This window comes from Nibribacter ruber (assembly GCF_009913235.1).
Lineage (GTDB): Bacteria > Bacteroidota > Bacteroidia > Cytophagales > Hymenobacteraceae > Nibribacter > Nibribacter ruber.
Map to the genome: position 1 here is coordinate 2,916,905 of NZ_CP047897.1, position 20,972 is coordinate 2,937,876.

Consider the following 20,972-nt stretch of genomic DNA (forward strand, 5'->3'; position numbering starts at 1 on the left):
AAATTGAATTACCGTTTTGAGCTGTTTTACAGGAAATAGGCCAAAAACGAGAGCAAGACAATTCTTCTGCATTTTCAGATAGAGGTAATCCTTTGTGCTTGCCCTTCACAGTAGTTGCCTTTTCCAGCTTAAGAAAGTCAAAATAGTATCTTTCGCTATCGTTGGTGGTATCACCAACAATCTAAGTAGGTAGCTTTCTTAGCAGATAGTTTATCATTTGAAGACATCCATTTAAATACAAGGTCATCTGTTATGCATAGAAAACTACTGGTAGCATCACTTGCTTTCTTGTCTCTTGCTTGCACCCCTAACCGTGAATCTGTTAAGCAAGAGCCCTTAGAAGCTTCAGTAGTGGAAAAGCCTCCAGTTATTTCAGGAAGGAAGGAGAAATTACGTCCTACTTCAGGAATGCAGCAGGCATTACGTCAACAAAAGGCCATAATTGATTCACTTTTTGAGGTTGAACTTAAGGATACCCTGCTTACCTCCAGGAGAAAGAAATTTCAAGTCTGGGTTAAGCACCCTGAAACCGGAGAACTTACCCAAGTAGTAAATAACAAGTGGCCTGAGGAGGTAGAGACAACCTTCAACTTTTTCATGGACGACCAAGGCCGTATCATTAGAATATCAGAGATGCCTTATAGCGAGAGTGGCGATTGGGATATGATGTTCAGTCATTACTTCACCGCTGAGGGCACAACCTTTGCCTTTGAAAAGCAAGTGAGCGCCTTTAACACATATTGTCCAAATGATGAATACCCAGATGGTATAACCAGAGAAAAGGCCATTCATTTATATTCGCCTTCCTTTACTCTGATAGACAGTACTTATAAAATGACAGATGATGAGGACAAAGACATCACTACCAGAAAATGTGAGTTAGAAGTTGATAGTGAGACACAGGTCTATAGAAATCTGTCCTCATATCTTGCTGCTGCAAAGCTTAAATTTAATAAGTAGGGATTTGCGCTGTAAATGCCCAGAGCAATATGATGCGCTCATGTCTCTTAACATCTAACAATACTCACCAACCATGCCTTTCCCCATTAGCATCACCATACTTCTTATCATTATCACCGTGGCCATTTCTATGTATGCCTGGCGCAACCAGAACCTCATGGAGAACTGGGTGCATCATCCGCAGAGCGTGGCGCAGCACAATGAATGGTGGCGGTTGTTGACGTCAGGGTTTCTGCACGCAGACTTTGGCCACTTGTTCTTCAATATGTTCTCGTTCTATATGTTCGGGAGGGTGGTGGAGCAGTACTTTATGGCCATTTTCGGGCCCACCATGGGCATTGTGCTGTACTTGGTCCTGTATTTAGGTGCCATCATCTTGTCAGATCTGCCTACGTATTTTAAGCATAGGAACGACAGAGGGTATTACTCCCTGGGAGCATCGGGTGGGGTGGCGGCCATCATCTTCTCCAGCATTTACTTTAATCCGCAGTCTGAACTCATCATTTTCCCTATTCCATTTCATATCAAGGGCTATATTTTTGGGGCCTTGTACTTGATATACTCGTATTATCAGGCCAGACGTGCCGGAGACGGTATTAACCACAGCGCCCACTTTTATGGTGCCTTGTTTGGCGTGGTGTTCACCATTGGACTGGTGCCAGAATACTTCCCAAGATTTCTAGAGTTGATTCTTGAATAGTATTTGTACTTTTCTTGTAATGAACGGCTAATCTTATTCTTATGAGTCTGCGTATATAGTACATATACAGACAGAAAGAAGAAGATGGGCGTGGCAGGTAAATTGGGTATTTTAAAGGCGATGTTTCTGCTTTGCATTCTGGTAGCGCTACCGGGTGCTAGCGAGGCACAGGTCGCGACGGCCAGCACCGCTGTAGTGACCAAGGCGCCCTTACCTACATTAGCCGAAGGCGTGCTCAGCAGCCATCAGGGGTTATTGGTGGAACTGGTTACCAAAGCCGGGCTCATGCCCACTTTATCCAGTGCGGGTGCGTACACCTTCTTCGTGCCCTCTGAAGAAGGCCTGACCAAGCTTCAAACCCAATCTCCCGACGATCTCAAAAGCATCCTTTCCCAGCATATTGTGCCTGGAGTAGTCTTGATGAAAGATATGCGGGACGGGGCTACCTTGAAAACAATGGGCGGAGGCACCTTACGGATTCTCAAGAAGAAAGACGCCATTCTCATTGACGGAATAAGAATCACCTCAGGTGACCAGGCGTTTTCCAACGGCGTCTGGCACCAACTGAAGGGTGTTTTGCATGCCCCAGTTTCTCTGTTATAATCTACTCAGCTTCCTGTTGTCAACACATGTAAGAGCGGCCATTCCCCCAGGGCCGCTCTTACTGTTTTTGGCCTCTTTCCTCAAAAATAGCCTAAAAACGGTTGGTTAGCCATCCTTTGTCATTGCGCGTAACATGGGCCCTCCAACTAGATAGAATGCAGTTCTATCAGATGAGATGGTAGAAAAGTCAGGCCCCTGGGAGCGGAAGTACGTTTGGTGTAGAGGTGGGCCTAAAGAGAAATTGTAAATTAATTACAGGAAGCAAGCAACCCTTTGCCTGCCGGCTACATCTTTAGCATGAACCTTACCCTAAGACTATGAAAAGACATTCTTTACTCACTGCCCTTTTATTGCTGATAGTAGCCAGCGCGCTTGCCTCTTTTACTTTTTCCGCCACTGCGCTTCTTGATCAGGAAGACAGGTCCATTGGGGCTTTTACCATGATAGGCCTCGCTTTTCCGGCTCATGTAGAAGTACGCAAGGGAAGCACCCACAGCGTGAAAGTTGAAGGAGACGCCAAAGACCTGAAAGAACTGATCACCGAGGTAAAAGACGGTAAACTGCTCATCAAGCGCAAAGACTCTGACAACTGGATTAGCTGGGGTTCAAATGACTCAAAGCCAGTGAGAGTATACGTGACCACGCCCACGCTAGAGGCGGTTTCTGTAAGCGGCTCTGGCAAGTTGGTGGCCCAGGACACATTTAAAGGCGCTTCTATGAGTTTGGCGGTGAGCGGCTCGGGCTCCATTACCATGTCTACAGATGTGGATAAACTCACCAGCAAGATTTCTGGCTCAGGCACCATTCACCTAAAAGGCGAAGGCAAAAGCACTTCCGCTTCCATCAGCGGGTCTGGTTCATTGAAAGGCTATGACTTTGAAACGGAGACGGCCAGCGTGAGCATTTCTGGTTCGGGCTCTTGTGAAATCAACGCGAAGGCTACCCTCAAGTCTATCATCAGCGGCAGCGGCCGGGTGTACTACAGCGGTTCTCCCAGCGTAGACAGCCGCGTCAGCGGATCTGGTTCTGTGAAACGCCGTGGCTAATCCTATTTTCGGCCTGATTTCTGGAAAACAGCCCAAAATCGCCTAGGCCTTGCGCCCATCTGCTCAGGTTCAGCCTCTGACGGATGGGCGTTTTCTTTTACAACATCTCTGTGGATAACTGCAGCTACTCGTTCAACTAACGTGAGCAAATTATTCCTTTTCAGCGTCTAGCAAAGCTTACTCAAGCAATTAGTAAGAAAATTAGACTCATCTATCCTCATGAGTCTATCTAAGACTTATTTCCTCAATTTAAAATATCAACCTATAGTAATGAAGATTACCCTGGAGTTGAATGAGAGCCACAGCCATAGCGTCAGAAAGAAACAGACTGGCGTTTTTGGGCTGTTTTCCAGAAATAAGGCCAAAAACGATGCATTGCCTTACATGAGTTCTTACTTATTGCAAAGACCTGGCTCTGTACAACAACAAGCCCACATGCCCAAACACTGACCATCTGTGCGCCTTGTTGTCATAATGGATGACATGAAGCGCCGCCGGCCCAATGGGTAGTTGTAGGATAACGCCGGTACTGGCGGTCAGGTACGGCCTGCTGAACCCCGGTTTCCTGATGGCCATTTGCTCTGGGCCTTCTTTCCAGGGACTGTGGATAACGTGGGTAAAGGCCTCGGTGCGCCACTCAAATTTAGTGAGGAAGTTCCTGGAGAAGCGCAAACCCAAAGCGCCGTAGCGGGTGGCGCGGTAATTGTCCAGAAACAGCGTACGGGAGTCTGGGAGGGGTAGAAACGAGGGCGCGCTAGTCAACGAAGAACGATAGTTGGAAAAGTTGCCCTGGGTGCTGATCATGCCTTCGGCGAAGTAGCCCCAACTGCTTTTGCCGTTCTTTGCCTCATAAAAACCTTCATAGATGGCAGAGAACTGCGCCCACTTGTGGTTATCTTCATGAGTGTCTGTCATGAGAGAGGTAGAACCTGGCCGATAGAGTTCAGTGGCTTGCACCAGGCGCAGTCCCAGCACGGCGCGGTGGCCTTTGGTGGAGTACATTTTTCTGTTGAGGGAATTGCGCTCAAACCGGAAGGCGGTGGTGAGGCCGGTCAAATCCGTTTCGTCTAGCTTGTCATCAGAAGAAACGTCTTCAATGTTGGCGTATTCATCTTCATTGGCAAAATAGGCGCCGTCTACCACAAACCTACCCCTAAAGTTATGGCTCAAACCCACCTGCATGCCTACTTTGAAATCGCGCTGGCGTACTTGCGTGCTGGCAGCCTCCCGGTCAAAGATGGAGTTGGTGTTCTGGTAGTTCAGGCTGCTGTACATCACAGAAGGCTCTAGATAAAAAGGCAGCCTGGAGGGTACGTTCACCCTAAATCCAAACTGACCCGCTGTGTAAAACCTACCCAAATTGGCATTAATGCCTACCGTGTAAAGCAACTTGGTGAGTACCCGGTACTCCAGTCCAACGAACAGGTTATCCACAGGGCGGGTGCTGAAAAGGGCCCCCACTTCAGCGGTGGCCTTGTTGCTCTGCTGGGCGTCTATGCTCAATACATAGCCGTTGGCGGCAGGGTCAAACTGAATGCGCGGGTAAATGCCCCTGAAGAATTCATTGGCCGCCAGGCGGTAGTAGCCTTCCTGAATCTCCTCAATGGTGTAATGGTCTCCCTTCCGCCGGAAGAACTTGCGCACGTATTCGTTCTGGTTTTCTTTGAGGCCCTGCACCCGCACGCGGTCAAACTTAACAGGCGGGGCCTTCTGCTGGAATTGGGCTCTTCGTTTAACCAATTGTACCGTGTCTGCCTTCCGGGCAATGCGCTGCTGCATGAGGTCTACTTTGGCTTGGGCGGCCTGGCTCCCCAATTCAATGAGTTCCTTTACCTTGTCAAAGTCAGTGGTGCCATAGCCTTCCAGGTCTGGTTGAATGAAAATGCCGTTTTTGCCCACGGCCAAGGTATCTGCCACGTCAAAACTCAGGAATATGAGCGAACTGCCCAGCAACTCATCGTCTTTCTCCTTGGGGTATTTTTTATAAGAGACGTCTCCCACGTTCACGCCTATGATCACGTCTGGCTTAAACTCTGAGCGCATCACGTCTGTGGGAAAGTTATTGAAAAGACCGCCGTCAAAGAAGTAGCGGCCGTCTGGCTGCCGGATGGGCCTGAACGCCAGGGGCACTGCCATGGAGTTGCGCACCGCATCGGCCAGAGATCCCTTGCGTTGCACAATCTGCTGCCTTGTGAAAATCTCTGCCGCTAAGGCCCTGAATGGCACAAACAGGTTATCAAAGTCATAATTAGAGATGGCTCCGCCGGCCGCCAGCGTAGTGGCCAAGGCATAGTTGAGGTTCACGTCATTGATGAGCCCGCCGGCCACTGGCCGTACTTGTATGCTGGACTTGAACGTGATGGGTAGCCTCAGCGCCGCCGGAGAAGGGTCCAGGCTGAAAAAGTTGAACGCATGGTCCTCCAGCTGTCTTCCAGACACCCAGTACTGGAACTCTGGGGAGAGCATGAGGTCTTCAATGTCCTGCGGAGAATAGCCCGCCGAGTACAGTGAACCTACCACCGCGCCCATGCTGGTGCCCACAATGTAGTCAATGGGAATCCGGTTTTTCTCCAGCACCTTTAGAACGCCCACGTGAGCCAGTCCCTTTGCACCGCCTCCGCTTAAAACCAGCCCAACTTTCTGGGCAGAACTATTTTGTAGTCCCGCCCCCAGCCACAGGAGAAGCAACAGGCAAGAAAAGTAATAAGAACGATGCATAAATATGTTTCTATAGCGTAGGAGCGAGGTTTTAGAAAAGAAAATTCTGCGGTGAAGGCAAACAACCCGCCGGGCCAATAACCAAAGACGCAAGGAGTTGTTGCCAGCAAAGTGTATATTCATAAACCAACATATTTTGGTAAAGGTTACACCTCTCATTGCCACCAACCCTGTCTATACGGCATGGGCCTTAAAACAAACAGCCTGATATGAACACGATAAGTTGTTTTTGGCCTGTTTTCTGGAAATTAGGCTAAAAACGAAATAGTTGAGCAATGCGCGTGAGGCAAGGCAGTGCCGTTTTTTCTACAGCAATCCACGTAATCAGTTCCCCTATGAAGCCCCGGGATGATAACTCTTTTAGAAAACTCAGATGAAGAATGAACGCGGTGGTTTCGCGGTGCCCGTGAGGGTAGCCTGGAGATACCCGGCATTCTTAAGCCACCCGTCTGAAGACGTGCGCCGGTTAAAAGAAGAAAAGGCTTTCTGTTGGGGAGGGCTTAGGAAGAGACATCGTTTTTAGCTCCTTTTCCAGGAAACAGGCCAAAAACGGTTATAAAAAAAGCCCCTTTCTGCAGAAAGGGGCTTTTTGGTGAGGTTATCTGATAGGCTTCGGCATGACGGGGAGACTTTCATGGCCCTCTGCGTCAACGGCCTGCACGGCAAAGAAATAGTTGTCTTTGGAGTAGGGCAGGAGCGTGGTAGTGGTGGTGCCGCCGTCTAGGTAGATTTTCTTTTCCCACATGGGAGAAGACGTCTCCCGCATGAGAATGTAATACCCGGCGGGTCGCTCACCTTTGGCAGGGGCTTCCCATTTCAGTTCGGTCTTGTTGGTGAGGTTGCTGGTCACCACGCCCACGTTCTCTGGAGAATAAGGCGCCAGGGCCAGGTTAGCCAGGGTGGCCAGGTTCATGGCGGTGTTTTTGCGCATGTACTCGTAGTCCACGTGTTCAGGGAAATCGCCGTAGGCAATGCCGTTTTCTGTGCGCACGTTCTGGTGCTGGTACTGGTAGTTCTCGTTCATCTCACAGACCCGTATGGCCGTGAAGCCCAATTGGCTGAAGGGGGTATGGTCGCCGCCGCGCAGAAAACGGTCTGTGCGGTAGTTGAGCACTACGTCTAGCTGCGGCACGTAACGGTTGGTCATCTCTTTCATGTAGCGGGCCAGTTGGCGGCTGCGGCTGTCGTTCTCGCCGCCGGTGCTTTTGCGCATGGCCGTCATCTCTGGGGTTTCAAAGGCCGGAACGCCTTCAGAGAAAATACGCACGCGGGTATTGTCTTTGAGGCCGGTTTCATCTGAGAACGAGTTCCCGATCATGTCATTGTTGAGCATGGCCACCAGGTTCCAGTTCTCCTTCTTGGCGCGCTCGGCTAAGTGGCGGGCACCAATAAGGCCTTGTTCTTCGCCCTGCACGCACACAAAGATGATGGTGGCCGGAAAAGGTTGTTTGGCCATGACGCGGGCCAGCTCAATCACCGCCGAGGTCCCGGAGCCGTCATCATTGGCACCGGGCGCCTTGCCTTTCACGTCCATCACGTCTGTGTTGCGGGAGTCTATGTGGCCGCTCACAATGAACACGCGGTCATCGTTGGGGTCGGTGCCTTTGAGGGTGGCCATGACGTTGGCAAACTCCGTGTCTTCCTTTACGCGGCGTCCGTCTGCCTTGACCACGTATTTGTCCTGGGTGACAGTCATGCGTCCTCCAGAGGTGGCGGCGGCTTTCTGGAGCTCGGCCTCTGCCCAGTTACGGGCGGCGCCAATGCCTTTCTTTTTGTCTTTGACCGTGCTAAGCGAGTGGCGGGTCTCAAAGCTGACCAGGCCGCGCACCAGGCGCTCCAGCTCCTGGGCAGAGACTTCCTCGGTCATTTTTTTGATGACAGGGTCTGCCTTGACAATGGTTTGGGCCCGGGCAGCAGGAGCGCTCAACAGCACCCCCAGCGCCGAAGCGCCCGCCAAGGCAATCGTGGAAAATTTAAACATGGTTGTTTGTGTAGTAGTGTGGTATGGGTTTTTAAAGCTGTACCTACGGAGTTACTAACTTAACGGGACGTTGCCGCCTTTCAACGCTCACATAGTTCAGCCTGGTAATTTCTGGATTATTCTGCAGAAACTCAATCTTTGCAAAATGCCATGCCTCCTGCTTCGGTCGTTTTTCGCCTCTTTTCCAGGAAATAAGACAAAAACGACACCCGGTCTCAGAGTAAAGTCTGGCCTCTAGTGTTTAGCATCTAATATCTCTTCTGATGTTCTCCGTGGAACATTTTGAGGTCAAGCAACGCTCCTACAACTAAGTACGTTCTACCTAGGTCACCAACCTTGAAAACTATGAGCACTACTATTTCACCCGGACGGGAATTCTTAGACAGTGTCCACTACTACTATGACCAGGCGGCCCAGCACTCCAAGCTCAACCCCGGTATCTTAGAACAGATAAGGACATGCAACAGTGTGTACAAAGTGAAGTTTCCGGTGGAAATAGACGGGCAGATACAGGTTTTTGAGGGAATCAGGGCGCAGCACAGCCATCATAAGCTGCCCACCAAGGGCGGCATCCGGTACAGCATGCACGTAGACGAGGATGAAGTAGTGGCCCTGGCCACGCTCATGACCTTTAAGTGCGCCGTGGTAGACGTGCCGTTTGGCGGGGCCAAGGGCGGCGTAAAGATAAACCCCAGAACTTCTTCGGTGGAGCTGCTGGAGAAAGTGACCCGCCGGTTTGCCAGTGAACTCATCAAGAAAAACTTGATTGGCCCGGCCATGGACGTGCCCGCCCCAGACTATGGGACCGGTGCCCGTGAAATGGCCTGGATAGCCGATACCTACCATACCTTCAAATACGGTGAGACCAACGCCCTGGGCTGCGTAACCGGCAAGCCTGTGGGCCAGGGCGGAATCAGGGGCCGGACCGAGGCCACCGGCATGGGTGTTTTCTTCGGGCTGCGCGAAGCCTTGCATGATGCAGACCTGCTCAAACCGCTGGGCCTTTCTGCGGGCATTGAAGGTAAACGCATCATTGTGCAGGGATTGGGCAACGTGGGCTACCACGCGGCTATTTTCTGCCAACGGGCCGGCGCTGTCATCACGGGTATTGCCGAGCGCGAAGGCGGCATCTTCAACCCAGACGGGCTAGATGTAGATGAAGTCTTCCAGTTCAGGCAGAAGAACGGCACCATTAAAGGTTTCCATGGATGCGTTTTCTTAGAAGACTCCAGCCAGCTTCTGGAACATGAGTGCGACGTGCTCTTGCCAGCGGCCCTGGAGAACGTCATTCACCAGGACAACGCTGAGCGCATCCAGGCCAAAATCATTGCCGAAGGTGCCAACGGCCCGGTTACCCAGGAAGCTGAGCGCATTCTGCACGGTAGAGGTGTGGTGATTCTGCCAGACTTGTACCTAAATGCCGGCGGCGTGACGGTGTCTTACTTTGAGTGGCTCAAGAACCTGTCTAACGTGCGCTTCGGGCGCATGGGCAAACGCGCCGAGGAAGCCAGCCTGCGGCGCCTGGTGACAACCATTGAGAAAAACACCGGTAAAAGCCTTTCCGCCGAAGAAAAAGAACTCATCATCCACGGCGCCGATGAGCGTGACTTAGTTTATTCTGGCCTGGAGGACACCATGATCACCGCCTACCATGAAATACGCGAAGTCATGCACCAGAACGCCAACATCACCGACCTCCGCACCGCCGCCTTCTACAGCGCCATTGAGAAGATAGGCGTGAGTTACCAGTCACTGGGTATTTTTCCGTAAGGACGTTTTTGGCTTGTTTTTCAGGAAACTGCCCAAAAACGGAAAAGCCTCAGCAGGTGTGCCTGCTGAGGCTTCTTTATGTGGATAAGTGGAGAGTTTTTGTGTTGGATTGGTTTATAAAGGGTTAATGAAGAGATAAGGATAGTGGGCGCCTTTCCTTTTGCTACGATGGCCTTCTATAGTCCTTTATGGCACGTATTTACTTCCGTGACTATCTGGACACTGGTTCAGTGTATGCAATTGGCTGCTCTGTGACCTTCTCTTTTTGGTTGGTGCACTTCCCGTTGGCCTTTCCCTGGCAGTGCCGCCTCTGCCGGTGCGCACTACCTTTCTTGTTTCATTGTGTCTGGTAAGCGCTCACGGCCGCGGGGCCCCGTCCCGTCCCTTCGCACTGCTGTTGTTTGTGGGACTCTGTCCCTGCCGCCGCTGGCCGCGGCGCACAAACACCAGAGGCGCTCAGGACCAGGACTGGTTTTGGTTCCAATCCTGCTGTGGCTGCAGGGTCTTCTAGCTGGTTGCAGGTGATGGCTTTGGCTGTTGTTGCAGAGTCATGCGTGCTGCGCACGGCTTTTCTATCTGCTTTCCCGCGTCTGGTTCAAGTTTATGACTTGGACCCACTGTGGCGGGCAGTCTGAGACTGCCCTGAGGCATCAGCCTCCCACCTCTTCCGGTGGGGAACCGGTGCATCCTTTACCAAGTGCGGATTCCCCCCTTGAGGGGGGCGAAGGGGGGTGTTGACACCTTTAGACGAAAAGCTCCCCTCCTAATTTGAGAGGGACCGAGGTGGTAACTGAAATGTGCATAAAGACAAGCCGCGACGTGCAACTACTTCCTCTGTCACTTTTAATCAAAACCTTCGTTTTTAGCTCCTTTCTCAGAAAACAGGCCAAAAACGAGATGTGTCAGTAAACCTGCTGGGCTGGCTTGGCTATTACTTTCACATATATATCTGGGAGAAACTGTAATTTACCAGAGTGTTCGGCTACTTATAGGGGAAACCAGAAAAGGAACGGTGGAGAATCCGGCGCTTCGCGAAGAATTTGTTAGGCTCATTGCCCAGGATCAGGCTTTAATTCATAAGGTCTGTAGCATGTATTGCCGTGACCCAGAGGAACGCAAGGATCTGTTCCAGGAGATAGTGCTGCAACTCTGGCGGTCCTATCCCTCGTTTAAACACGAATCTAAGGTAAGCACCTGGATGTACCGCGTGGCCTTGAACACGGCTGTCTCTAGCTTCAGGAAGGAAAGCCGAAGGCCGCACCACGGCTCGCTCTCTGACCTGGACCTGCAGATACCTTCTGCCCCAGACACCTCCGCTGAATACGAATTAAAAATCAAGTATCTCTACACCGCTATTGACCAGTTGTCTCAGGTGGAAAAAGCCATTGTCATGTTGTATTTAGAAGACCGCACGTATGAGGAGATCGCCGAGATCATAGGTATCACCAAAAGCAACGTGGGCGTGAAACTAAACCGCATCAAAGCCAAGCTGGAGAAACTGCTAACCCCTGTGTACGATGAAATTAGATAGCCTCAAAGACGCCTGGCAACACTATGCTGCCCAGGCCGCGGCGGTCCACCGGGTAACGGAAGACCAGATCAGCGGCCTGCTGAAAACCAGAACGGAAAACGCGGTGACCAAGCTCAAAAGGAACATTTACTTTGAGTTGGGCATGCTATTGTTTACGGTCCTTTACTTTGGCGTGAACGTGGTCATGGTCCAGGATGACCCGGCGTTTAAGATCCTATGCATGGTGATTGTGGTCATCTGCCTGCCGTTTCTGGGCTATTTCTGGGGCCGTTTGCAGTACCTGCGTCGTTTGAACGTGACCACTGAGAACCTGCGGGGCACGCTGAGTAATCTCACCGAGATGCTTACCGGCCTGACCAAGCTGTACTTCTGGAGCAACGTGCTGTTTGCGCCTATAGGGCTGGCGGCCGGACAATTGATTTACTTGAAACTGGGTGAGGGCATCAACATCTCGCACCTTCCCTGGGAGCAGTTATCGCTGCGCCTCCTCATTGGTTTTGTGATTGGCGGGGTGTTTGGGTATTTCTTCCTGCGCTGGTACATCCGCCAGATGTTCGGGAATCATTTAACCAACCTGAAGGGCGCCCTGCATGAATTGGAGAGCCTGGAGATGGCTGCATAAGGCTACCTTCAGCGTATATAGGGTAATTTCTATCTTTAAGGAAAGAATTTAGGCAAGGCTTGTAATATTTTGGTAAGTTAAAGGACTAATATCCTAAACGCTCTCATACCAAACTAACCACCTGCTTATGCTTTCACTTCTTCTTTCACACCAATGGAAAGAAACCACCCGGTCTTCTGTCTGGCAGAAAAACCTGGCGGTAAACTTGGTGCTGGGCTTCTTCATGCTCCTCATGCTCCTGTATGTGGTGATGCTGGGTTTCTTCCTGGACAAGATCCTCAATTACATGTTTCCGGGCAAAGAGACGCTGGCCATGATCAATGGCGGTCTCTTGTTTTATTTCATGATTGACCTGGCTCTGCGCTTCTTCATGCAGGAACTGCCCGTGCTGGGCATACAGCCGTACCTGCACCTGCCGGTGGGCAAATCTAAGCTGGTCAACTTCGTTCTCTGGAAGTCTGTTACCAGCCTCTTCAACTTCCTGCCGCTGTTCCTGTTCATTCCCTTCGCGGTAAAGACGCTGCCGGCGGTGTATGGCACCACCGGTACCTGTATGTGGGTGCTGGGCGTGTTCCTGCTCACACTGGTGAATAACTTTATCACCATGTACGTGAAGCGCCAGTTGGTGGAAAAACCCTTGGTGACGTTTGGATTTCTGGCGGCGGTGATCGGCCTGGCCGTGGCAGACTATTTCAATCTTATTTCGCTTAGCACCGCTTCTCGCTATTTCTTCAATGCCCTAGGTACGCAACCAGTTTGGGTGTTGGTGCCGCTAGTGCTGTTGGTGGCGGTGTATGTTCTAAACTTCAATTTCTTGATTTCGCATACCTATCCAGAAGAGATGCGAGTGAACAAGGCCTCTAAGGTGGGGGACAGCGCAGAGATTGGCTTTCTGCAGCGGTTTGGTGAACTGGGTACCTTGATTGGTCTGGAACTGCGCCTGATTCAACGGCACAAGCGGCCCAGGTCTGTGGTGATCATGTCCATCTTCTTTCTGGCGTACGGCTTTGTCTTCTACATGAACAAGGTGTACACAGATGGTTTTGCGATGATGATCTTCCCGGGTATTTTCATGACGGGTTTTATGATGATGAGCTACGGGCAGTTTGTACCGGGCTGGCAAAGCGCCCACTTTGACGCCTTGCTTACCAAGCGTCTTAGCCCTTATACCTTCTTCCTCGCTAAGTACTGGCTGTTTGTTCCGGCTAGCGTTGTGGCTTATCTGGTTACCTTGCTTTATGGCCTGTTACCAGAAGTAGGTGGTAAGATCATGTTGATAAATACGGCCTGCTTCCTATACAATATTGGCATTAACACATTTGTGGTGCTTTTTATGAGTACGTTCAACAAGAAACGCATTGACCTGAGCAAGAGTGCCTCATTCAACTGGCAAGGGGTAGGTGCCTCACAGTTTATCCTGATGTTGCCAATTCTGCTAGGGCCTATCCTAATTTACCTGCCCTTCAATCTTTTGGGTCAGCCTTACTGGGGCGTAGCTGCCTTGGGCGTCTTGGGTATCTTAGGCTTCATCTTCCATAAGCAATTGCTGGGCTTGGTGGTAAAGCGCTTTAACGCCCAGAAGTATGAGATTGCCGCCGGTTTCAGACAAGCCTAACCCTCTGTGGATAACTTGTAGCTGTTTAAAGCAGATTAAAGTATAATAAACTGAAAATAAGTAATTTACTGCATAAGGACTTGGCGCTTGTGTTTAAAATATAAAGATATGATAGAAGTACGCAACCTTCAGAAAAGATACAATGGCGTGACCGTGGTAGATATTCCGGCACTGGCCATCAACAAAGGCGAAACCATTGGCCTGGTAGGCAACAACGGCGCTGGCAAGACCACCTTCTTCCGGATGATCCTGGACTTGATACGCCCGTCTGGCGGCGAGGTCCTGAGCAAAGACACCAATGTGCGCTCCTCTGAAGACTGGAAACAGTACACCGGCTCTCACCTGGACGAAGGCTTTTTGATTGACTACCTCACGCCAGAGGAGTACTTTAACTTCATTGGTAAGCTCAACGGTCTCACTCCCGGCGATGTGCAGGCGTTTCTGGAGCGGTTCCAGGATTTTTTCAATGGGGAGATTCTGGCGCAGCGCAAATATATCAGAGACTTCTCCAAAGGAAACCAGAAGAAGGTAGGCGTGGCTGCCGCCGTCATGTCAGACCCAGAGCTGCTGATTCTGGATGAGCCCTTCGCTAACCTGGACCCTAGCTCACAGATACGCCTCAAGAACCTTTTGAAAGACCTTAAGCGCCAAGGCATCACCATGCTCATCTCCAGCCACGACCTAAGCCACGTGATTGAAGTCTGCGACCGCATTGTGCTGCTAGAAAAAGGCAAAGTGGTGGAAGACATGAAGACCAATGAAACTACCCTGCAGCAGCTGGAAAGCTATTTCACAGTATAGTTATCCACAGGTGATTGGTTGGCTCATGGCCAAGCGGATGCCTAGATGTAGAAACAAAAACTATTAGAAGGAAAGGCGTTTTTGGGCTGATTTACAGGAATTAGCCCAAAAACGCCTTTCTGTTTACCTATAACCCAGAAGACTTTGACTAAGAGATTTAAGAAAATGGTAGTGGCTTTCCTGTTGCTATCCTTCCCCTTTGCGGGTGTGGCTCAAAAGAAGCAGCCCTTCAACAAACAGAAAATGGATAGCCTGCTCTCGGTTCTTGAAAGTAAGGACAAGCTCATGGGCGCAGTGGCCATTTACCAAGAGGGCAAACCTGTGTATAACCGTTCCATTGGCTACGCTATGGTAGACGGCAATGCAAAGGAAAAGGCCACCACGGCTACGCGCTACAGGATCGGTTCCATTTCCAAGACTTTTACAGCCACGCTTATCCTGCAGTTGATAGAAGAGAAAAAATTGGCCTTGAACACTCCGCTTTCTACTTTTTTTCCGGAATTTGAAAACGCATCTGCCATCACCGTTGAGCATCTGCTAAACCAGCACAGCGGCCTGATGAGCTTTACCTCTGTGCCCACCTATGGTTTGTACATGACGCAACCCAAAACCCAGGCAGACATGCTGGCCATCATGGCCTCGCTGAAACCCATTGCCGAACCAGGAGCCAAGTATGACTACAGCAACACCAACTACGTGCTGCTAGGGTATATTGTAGAACGCGTTACCAAGAAGCCGTATGCGCAGGTTCTACAAGAAAAGATTGTGGATAAGCTTAAGTTGAAAGATACGTATTACGGCGGAAAGATTGACAGAACCAAAAAGGAGGCGGCTTCTTTCAAATTTATCAACAACCAGTGGAGTCTAGCGCCAGAGACAGACATGAGCATTCCGCACGGGGCAGGGGCTATTGTTTCCACTACCAAAGACTTGGCCGTGTTCATTAATGGGTTGTTTGCCGGCAAGCTTATTTCCATGGCTTCCTTGGAGCAAATGAAAACGATCAAGGACGGTTATGGTCTGGGATTGGTCACCCTAAAGTTTGACAACCAGGTTTCTTACGGGCATGGCGGCATTATTGACGGGTTCAACTCCATGATTAGCTACTTTCCAGAGCAGAAACTGACCATGGCAACTACCTTCAATGGCCTCAACATCAACCCGAGCGATGCCCATGTAGGGATTCTGAGCATAGCGTTTAACAAGCCGTACAAAGTACCCACTTATGCGGCGCCCAAGAACCTGAATCTGGACCTGACCAAATACGAGGGCACGTTTGTCTCTCAGCAGTTTCCTTTAAAGATTACCATGCGCAAAGAGGGAGAATTGCTTATGTCACAGGCACAGGGACAGTCTGCCTTTGCCCTGGAGCCTAGATCGTCGCAGAACTTTGTGTTTGAGCCGGCCCAGATTGAGATTGAGTTTAAGGCCAATGAGGCAGGAGTCTTTGACCAGTTTACCTTGACGCAGGGGGCTGGCAAATACCACTTCACCAAAGAGTAGGAAAGTAAATACTGGCTACGTTCGTTTTTGGCCTGTTTTACCCAAAACTGACCAAAAACGCCGTTTTGATTATAGGCGTATAGCCAAGACATTTGCAAACGTATGGATTCATTGACGCACGCCGCCATTGGGGCCTGTATAGGAGAAATTGTGCTTGGGAGAAAGCTGGGCAGGCACGCGCTCTGGCTGGGGGCCCTGGCACAGAACCTGCCAGATGTGGACGTGGCGACAGCACTGTGGCTGCCGTTCTCTCAGAATCTGTTGGTGCACCGGGGCATTACCCATTCCTTTCTCTTCGGGGGGCTGGTGGCGTTGGTTCTGGCGCTGGCTCTATCCCGGTGGAAACCGACAAAGAAGGTGGGTCTGTTGCCGCTGCTGCTCTTCTTTTTAGGCCAGATTTTTCTGCATGACCTGCTAGACACCTGCAACGCTTACGGTACCGGACTGCTACTGCCCTTTAGTGAGACACGGTTCTCCTGGCATTTGCTGTACGTGGCTGACCCGCTGTTCACGCTGTGGCCTGTGCTGGCGGTAGTGGGCCTATTGTCCCTGAAAAAGCTTACGTTGCAGCGCCGGAAAATCTGGCCACTCCTAGGCTTGCTTTTGCCGATCGCCTACCTGGGCTACGCCTTCCAGAATAAGCAAACCGTGGAGCAAGGCATACAGGCTTCATTGGCTCAACAAAAGCTGCAGGTGCAAGATCACTTTAGTACGCCCACGCCTTTCAACAACTGGCTTTGGTACGTGGTGGCTGCGTCAGATAGTGGGTATTACATTGGCTATAGATCTGTGTTTGAAGACCCGGCGGCACTTACCGCGTTTGAGTTCTTTCCCAGAAACAGCCACTTATTAACATCCTACCCAGACCAACAGGAAGTGCAGGACCTGAAGCAGTTTGCCGCTGGCTATTACCTAGCAGAGCAACGGCAAGACACGCTGCTTTTTCAGGTGCTTCGGTTTGGGCAGGTACTGGGTTGGCGCGACAAGAATGCTACATTTGCCTTTCATTATTACCTCCAGCCCAAATTAGACAATACGCTGGCAGTTCAACGCGGAAGGTTCCAGGGTTGGGACGCGGCCACCATGCGGCAACTTTTCCACAGAATCTTTCAGCCCGCAAGTACTCAAACAACCAAATAATCATTGCCCTTCGGCAGATTAAAAACTGCCTTCTACCCATGCAAAAACTGGTGCACCTTTTCATTTTCTGTATACAGGCTAGCCTTACGGCCGTGATTCTGGTTTGTCTGTACCTGCTTTTCGCGGTCTTGGATTATGAAGGCGGTTTCCCTGGATTCATGGGTCTGGTGTTGTTTCAGCCGCTGATGGCGCTTCTGTGTGCTGTGGTTACCGTGGGCGCGGTCTTTTTAATGGGTTTGCCCATACGGGTCAGCAGGCGCCTGCATCATTGGTGGCGGAAACACTTCTATCTGGCCATTTTGCTCGCGGTGCTTGGGGTTCTCTTCTGTTTGGTATCTCTTGTGCCCTCGTTCATGAAAGAAGTCACGTATCAAGAAGGAGGCGCAACAATAAGGAAGACCATTCCCAATGTCGCTCTCTTCCTCTGGGGTTGGGGTACGCTGGCTTTTGGCACCCTGCACCTTTTTCCGCCTTTGGGCATAGAGGCAAGAATAAAACAACTGGTAGCGAAGATGCTGAAGCTTGGCGTAGAAAGGCTGGATGTGAAAAGCAGTAAACGTCTTTTAGATAGTGATTTACATCCAAAAGGTTGACTTTCTTAGATAGATTTATCCACAGTGAAACAACATGATTGAGAAGCTCAGGCTGTTTCTGGAGAATTCCCCTCTGGATTTTCTATTAGACCAGAAGAACTGGGTGCTTCTGGGCAACATCTTGTACACCGCAGTGCTGGTATTGGTCTGCCTGCGCATTGTATATGATACCCGTTCTACGTCCAAGACGCTGGCCTATCTGCTCATTGCCATCTTTGTGCCGTTCCTGGGCATGGTGGTGTACTTTTCCTTCGGGATTAATTATAAGAAGCGGCGCATCTACACTAAGAAGCTCATAGAGGACGAAGTCTTTATTACTGCGCTGGAGCACCGCGTGACGGCGTACTCAGAAAGGAACCTGAAGAGCAGTAGCCCAGAAGTACAAGCCAACAAAGAACTGGTCAAACTCCTGCTGCGGGACAGTATGAGTCCGCTTACGGTGGGCAACAAGGTGAAGATATTGCTCAACGGCGAAGAAACGTTCCCCGCAATATTAGAAGCGCTGCGCCAGGCCCGGCATCATATCCACATAGAATATTATATCATAGATGATGACACGGTAGGCAACCAAATCAAGGACGTGCTCATTCAAAAGGCGAGGGAAGGCGTGCAGGTGCGCTTGATTTATGACGACTACGGCAGCCGGTCCATCAGGGGGAAGTACCTGGCAGAACTGCTGGCGGCAGGCGTAGAGGCCCATCCGTTTCATAAAGTGCACTTCTGGCTGCTGGCCAACCGGCTCAACTATAGAAACCACCGCAAGATCATCATCATAGACGCTAAGACGGCGTTTGTGGGCGGCATCAACATAGCAGACCGCTACATCAACTCACCTGAGGCCAAGAAAAGCCTCTACTGGCGCGACACTCATTTGCGCATAGACGGTCCCGGCATTTACTATCTGCAGTACCTGTTCTTCTGCGACTGGAACTTCTGCTCTAGCCAGCAACTTGCTCCAGAGGAGCATTACTTCATCACAGACCCTATAGAAGGCCAGCATTGCCACGTGCAAATAGCGGCCAGCGGACCAGATTCCCCTACGGCCACTATTCTGTTTTCCTTGCTTCAGTCCATCTACCTGGCTCAAGAGGAAGTGTTGATAACTACGCCTTATTTCATACCCGGTGAAAGCATTTTAAACGCCTTGTGCGTGGCTGCCATGGGGGGCGTGTCTGTTAAGTTGTTGGTGCCGGGCATTGCAGATTCTGGCTTGGTGAACGCTGCGGCCTGGTCTTACTATGATGATCTGCTGTTAGCGGGTGTGGAAATCTACCTGTACCAGAAAGGCTTCATGCACGCCAAGACCATGGTCATAGACGGCAACATGGCCATGGTGGGCACCGCCAACATGGACAACCGAAGCTTCGAGCTCAACTTTGAGGTGAACGCGGTGGTCTATGATCAGGAAATCTCCCAGCAACTGCGCTCTGTCTTTTACCAAGACCTAGAGCAATCCAAGAGAATAAACCCAGAAGAATGGCGCAACCGCTCCAAAGTGAAACAGCTCTTTGAGAAACTGGCTAGGTTGCTGTCACCGTTGCTATAAAGGGAAAAATGCCGTTTTTGACCTGTGTTCTAAAAAATAGGCCAAAAACGCCTGTGGATAACTTATAAGCTGAACGCCATCTGGCAGCGCTGACCATCCAGGGTAGGCAAGTGCTGTTGCAGTTCTAGATGCGTCTTAATCTCTTTGAACTCCTGCTCTGACCGGGCTTTGATTTCTTTGCGTTGCAAGGCTTCAATAAAGCGACGAGCGTCATCTGGGGTTTCCAGGGTGAGGCCGGGTACTAGCGCGGGTTTGTCGTCTTCGCCTTTGGCCACCATGGTAAAGTAAGAAGTGTTGGTGTGCTTGACAGAGCCGCTCTTTACATTCTCGGCAATCACTTTAATGCCCACCAGCAAAGAGGTTTTGCCCACGTAGTTGACAGAAGCCATCAAACTCACTAGTTCACCCACTTCTACGGGTTGTAGAAAATGCACGCCGTCTACGGTCACCGTCACGCAGTAATTGCCCGCATGCTTGGCGGCGCAGGCATACGCTACTTTGTCCATTAAAGAGAGTAGAATGCCGCCGTGAATCTTCCCCCCGAAGTTAGCATAGCTGGGAATCATCAATTCTGTGAGCGTGGTGCGTGAATGGGAGACGGGTCTAAAGAAGTCTTGTTCTGGCGTAGAGGTAGGCATTCCGTTTTTAGGCTGTTTTCCTAAAAGTAAGGCAAAAACGGCAAAAGTGTCTACGCGTCTTTTTGCAAACTGCGGTTGATTTCATTGAGCAGCTCTATCTGTATCTGCTGTATCTGGAACATTCTATGGCCCTGTTGCATGAGCAGGTGGTCAATCTTCTCATGCAGTTGGCGTATCTCTAGTTCGGCTTTTAGGTTGATCTGGTAATCATGCTCGGCACGCAGGCGGTCTTTCTCTTCCTGGCGGTTCTGGCTCATCATGATGACGGGCGCTTGCAGAGCGGCAATGGAAGAAAGGATGAGGTTGAGCAGGATGAAGGGGAAAGGGTCAAACGGCTGCCCCAGCAGGTGAATAATGTTGATGATCATCCAGAGGGCCAGAAAAGCCAGAAAGCTGAGGATAAAGCGCCAACTGCCCCCAAAATCAGCGATCTTGTCAGAGACCCGCTCTCCAAAGGTGAGCTGCTCTTCGTACGTTGTCTCGGTGTTCTTTGAAAGCAGCTCATTCTGCGAGATGCTGCTCACCACTTCTTTCTCTAGTTTGGTTAGCTGACCAAATTCCTCTTGTAATAAGGATTCTACAAATGCAGTCCGGTACTTGTTCAGTTCATCCAGAGAGACATAACCAGACCGGTCCCAGTGCGGATGGTCCTTGAGAATGAGCGCCACCAGCGGCTCACGCACGGCATTGGCGGGCATCAATTGGTTAAGCGGCAGAGTTTTGCCGGTGATTTGGCATTTTCCAGCCAGCGGCAGGTCTTTCAAGGTAGACATACGCATAGGACTTTACATGAGGTTTAAGGACATTCCCTTAACCTTCCTTCAAGTACGTATATCAGCGCGGCAAGAGTAACTACAAGAACACTACGTCGTCAATCACAGATTCGCCCACCTCAGCGTTGATGAGGGTAAGGACTTTGGCCTTGGCCATGTTGAGTTCGTGCTTGAGCGGGGCAGAGGTGAGGCGCACAAACAGCTTGCGGTTGCGCACAAAGACTTCCTGCGTTTTCATGGCGATGGCTTTGCCCATGATCTTCTCCCAAGAAGCGATTAACTGCACTTCGCTCAGTTTGCCGTTGAGTTTGTACGCCCGCAGCATGGCCTCAATGCTGTCTTTCAAAGAGATGGTATCTGCTTTGCGCATGAAGGGGCTTCTGGGGTTCAACGGGCGTAATGACATAGTTTTTGCAGGTAAGGATTTGCGGG

General features: G+C 50.6%; 18 protein-coding genes. 13 read left to right on the forward strand and 5 right to left on the reverse strand.

Translation table 11 applies throughout. The annotated features are described in order from the left end of the window. The first annotated feature begins 252 nt into the window (after positions 1 to 252). The 4 genes from GU926_RS12270 (at position 253) to GU926_RS12285 (ending at position 3,309) form a co-directional block, all read left to right on the forward strand. Positions 253 to 960: a hypothetical protein gene (locus tag GU926_RS12270; protein WP_160692275.1), complete on the forward strand. Its 708-nt coding sequence runs from the start codon at positions 253 to 255 to the stop codon at positions 958 to 960. A 73-nt stretch (positions 961 to 1,033) separates the two neighbouring features. Then, positions 1,034 to 1,660 carry a rhomboid family intramembrane serine protease gene (locus GU926_RS12275; protein WP_232058315.1) on the forward strand — a complete coding sequence of 209 codons (627 nt, stop codon included), beginning with the start codon at positions 1,034 to 1,036 and terminating at the stop codon, positions 1,658 to 1,660. A 120-nt stretch (positions 1,661 to 1,780) separates the two neighbouring features. Further along, the gene (locus tag GU926_RS12280) at positions 1,781 to 2,263 is read left to right on the forward strand and encodes a fasciclin domain-containing protein (protein ID WP_160692277.1); all 483 of its coding nucleotides are present in this window, start codon (positions 1,781 to 1,783) and stop codon (positions 2,261 to 2,263) included. A 317-nt stretch (positions 2,264 to 2,580) separates the two neighbouring features. Further along, on the forward strand, positions 2,581 to 3,309 hold the full coding sequence (locus tag GU926_RS12285; protein ID WP_160692279.1) for a head GIN domain-containing protein: 729 nt from the start codon (positions 2,581 to 2,583) through the stop codon (positions 3,307 to 3,309). Between the two features lie 396 nt (positions 3,310 to 3,705). On the opposite strand, the gene GU926_RS12290 is transcribed toward GU926_RS12285, so the two are convergent. Together GU926_RS12290 and GU926_RS12295 are read right to left on the reverse strand one after the other, a co-directional pair. Continuing rightward, on the reverse strand, positions 3,706 to 6,027 hold the full coding sequence (locus tag GU926_RS12290) for a patatin-like phospholipase family protein (RefSeq protein WP_160692281.1): 2,322 nt from the start codon (positions 6,025 to 6,027) through the stop codon (positions 3,706 to 3,708). Positions 6,028 to 6,625: 598 nt separating this feature from the next. Further along, complete coding sequence (locus GU926_RS12295) at positions 6,626 to 8,008, reverse strand: M28 family peptidase (protein ID WP_198001411.1); 1,383 nt, start codon at positions 8,006 to 8,008, stop codon at positions 6,626 to 6,628. Between the two features lie 345 nt (positions 8,009 to 8,353). On the opposite strand from GU926_RS12295, the gene GU926_RS12300 reads away from it, so the two are divergent. From GU926_RS12300 to cls, 9 genes are all read left to right on the forward strand, one after another. Continuing rightward, positions 8,354 to 9,778, forward strand: a complete 1,425-nt coding sequence (locus GU926_RS12300) for a Glu/Leu/Phe/Val family dehydrogenase (protein ID WP_160692283.1) — start codon at positions 8,354 to 8,356, stop codon at positions 9,776 to 9,778. A gap of 1,090 nt (positions 9,779 to 10,868) precedes the next feature. Beyond that, entirely contained in the window at positions 10,869 to 11,309 is a 441-nt protein-coding gene (locus GU926_RS12305; RefSeq protein WP_232058316.1) for an RNA polymerase sigma factor, read from the forward strand. Beyond that, positions 11,296 to 11,931 carry a hypothetical protein gene (locus GU926_RS12310; protein ID WP_160692287.1) on the forward strand — a complete coding sequence of 212 codons (636 nt, stop codon included), beginning with the start codon at positions 11,296 to 11,298 and terminating at the stop codon, positions 11,929 to 11,931. The genes GU926_RS12305 and GU926_RS12310 overlap by 14 nt, the downstream gene beginning before the upstream one ends. Before the next feature lie 127 nt (positions 11,932 to 12,058). After that, complete coding sequence (locus GU926_RS12315; RefSeq protein ID WP_160692289.1) at positions 12,059 to 13,546, forward strand: DUF5687 family protein; 1,488 nt, start codon at positions 12,059 to 12,061, stop codon at positions 13,544 to 13,546. A 108-nt stretch (positions 13,547 to 13,654) separates the two neighbouring features. Then, on the forward strand, positions 13,655 to 14,347 hold the full coding sequence (locus GU926_RS12320) for an ABC transporter ATP-binding protein (RefSeq protein ID WP_160692291.1): 693 nt from the start codon (positions 13,655 to 13,657) through the stop codon (positions 14,345 to 14,347). Between the two features lie 144 nt (positions 14,348 to 14,491). Then, positions 14,492 to 15,850: a serine hydrolase domain-containing protein gene (locus GU926_RS12325; RefSeq protein WP_160692293.1), complete on the forward strand. Its 1,359-nt coding sequence runs from the start codon at positions 14,492 to 14,494 to the stop codon at positions 15,848 to 15,850. 102 nt (positions 15,851 to 15,952) lie between these two features. Then, positions 15,953 to 16,990 (forward strand): metal-dependent hydrolase, encoded by a 1,038-nt coding sequence (locus GU926_RS12330; RefSeq protein ID WP_160692295.1) that lies wholly within the window; start codon positions 15,953 to 15,955, stop codon positions 16,988 to 16,990. A 38-nt stretch (positions 16,991 to 17,028) separates the two neighbouring features. Then, positions 17,029 to 17,583, forward strand: a complete 555-nt coding sequence (locus GU926_RS12335; RefSeq protein WP_160692297.1) for a hypothetical protein — start codon at positions 17,029 to 17,031, stop codon at positions 17,581 to 17,583. 34 nt (positions 17,584 to 17,617) lie between these two features. Beyond that, on the forward strand, positions 17,618 to 19,129 hold the full coding sequence (cls, locus tag GU926_RS12340; RefSeq protein ID WP_160692299.1) for a cardiolipin synthase: 1,512 nt from the start codon (positions 17,618 to 17,620) through the stop codon (positions 19,127 to 19,129). Positions 19,130 to 19,191: 62 nt separating this feature from the next. Here the strand turns inward: cls and GU926_RS12345 are convergent, their stop codons facing one another. The 3 genes from GU926_RS12345 to GU926_RS12355 form a co-directional block, all read right to left on the reverse strand. Continuing rightward, positions 19,192 to 19,767 (reverse strand): acyl-CoA thioesterase, encoded by a 576-nt coding sequence (locus tag GU926_RS12345; protein WP_160692301.1) that lies wholly within the window; start codon positions 19,765 to 19,767, stop codon positions 19,192 to 19,194. A 50-nt stretch (positions 19,768 to 19,817) separates the two neighbouring features. Continuing rightward, entirely contained in the window at positions 19,818 to 20,546 is a 729-nt protein-coding gene (locus tag GU926_RS12350) for a DUF1003 domain-containing protein (RefSeq protein WP_232058317.1), read from the reverse strand. 73 nt (positions 20,547 to 20,619) lie between these two features. Beyond that, positions 20,620 to 20,946, reverse strand: a complete 327-nt coding sequence (locus tag GU926_RS12355; protein WP_198001412.1) for a DUF721 domain-containing protein — start codon at positions 20,944 to 20,946, stop codon at positions 20,620 to 20,622. Between the last annotated feature and the right edge of the window lie 26 nt (positions 20,947 to 20,972).

Excerpts from the sequence above, each read along its gene's own strand:
- GU926_RS12270 (WP_160692275.1), top strand. The coding sequence starts at position 253 with ATGCATAGAAAACTACTGGTAGCATCACTTGCTTTCTTGTCTCTTGCT.
- GU926_RS12275 (WP_232058315.1), top strand. The coding sequence starts at position 1,034 with ATGCCTTTCCCCATTAGCATCACCATACTTCTTATCATTATCACCGTG.
- GU926_RS12280 (WP_160692277.1), top strand. The coding sequence starts at position 1,781 with ATGTTTCTGCTTTGCATTCTGGTAGCGCTACCGGGTGCTAGCGAGGCA.
- GU926_RS12285 (WP_160692279.1), top strand. The coding sequence starts at position 2,581 with ATGAAAAGACATTCTTTACTCACTGCCCTTTTATTGCTGATAGTAGCC.
- GU926_RS12290 (WP_160692281.1), bottom strand. The coding sequence starts at position 6,027 with ATGCATCGTTCTTATTACTTTTCTTGCCTGTTGCTTCTCCTGTGGCTG.
- GU926_RS12295 (WP_198001411.1), bottom strand. The coding sequence starts at position 8,008 with ATGTTTAAATTTTCCACGATTGCCTTGGCGGGCGCTTCGGCGCTGGGG.
- GU926_RS12300 (WP_160692283.1), top strand. The coding sequence starts at position 8,354 with ATGAGCACTACTATTTCACCCGGACGGGAATTCTTAGACAGTGTCCAC.
- GU926_RS12305 (WP_232058316.1), top strand. The coding sequence starts at position 10,869 with ATGTATTGCCGTGACCCAGAGGAACGCAAGGATCTGTTCCAGGAGATA.
- GU926_RS12310 (WP_160692287.1), top strand. The coding sequence starts at position 11,296 with ATGAAATTAGATAGCCTCAAAGACGCCTGGCAACACTATGCTGCCCAG.
- GU926_RS12315 (WP_160692289.1), top strand. The coding sequence starts at position 12,059 with ATGCTTTCACTTCTTCTTTCACACCAATGGAAAGAAACCACCCGGTCT.
- GU926_RS12320 (WP_160692291.1), top strand. The coding sequence starts at position 13,655 with ATGATAGAAGTACGCAACCTTCAGAAAAGATACAATGGCGTGACCGTG.
- GU926_RS12330 (WP_160692295.1), top strand. The coding sequence starts at position 15,953 with ATGGATTCATTGACGCACGCCGCCATTGGGGCCTGTATAGGAGAAATT.
- GU926_RS12335 (WP_160692297.1), top strand. The coding sequence starts at position 17,029 with ATGCAAAAACTGGTGCACCTTTTCATTTTCTGTATACAGGCTAGCCTT.
- cls (WP_160692299.1), top strand. The coding sequence starts at position 17,618 with ATGATTGAGAAGCTCAGGCTGTTTCTGGAGAATTCCCCTCTGGATTTT.
- GU926_RS12345 (WP_160692301.1), bottom strand. The coding sequence starts at position 19,767 with ATGCCTACCTCTACGCCAGAACAAGACTTCTTTAGACCCGTCTCCCAT.
- GU926_RS12350 (WP_232058317.1), bottom strand. The coding sequence starts at position 20,546 with ATGCGTATGTCTACCTTGAAAGACCTGCCGCTGGCTGGAAAATGCCAA.
- GU926_RS12355 (WP_198001412.1), bottom strand. The coding sequence starts at position 20,946 with ATGTCATTACGCCCGTTGAACCCCAGAAGCCCCTTCATGCGCAAAGCA.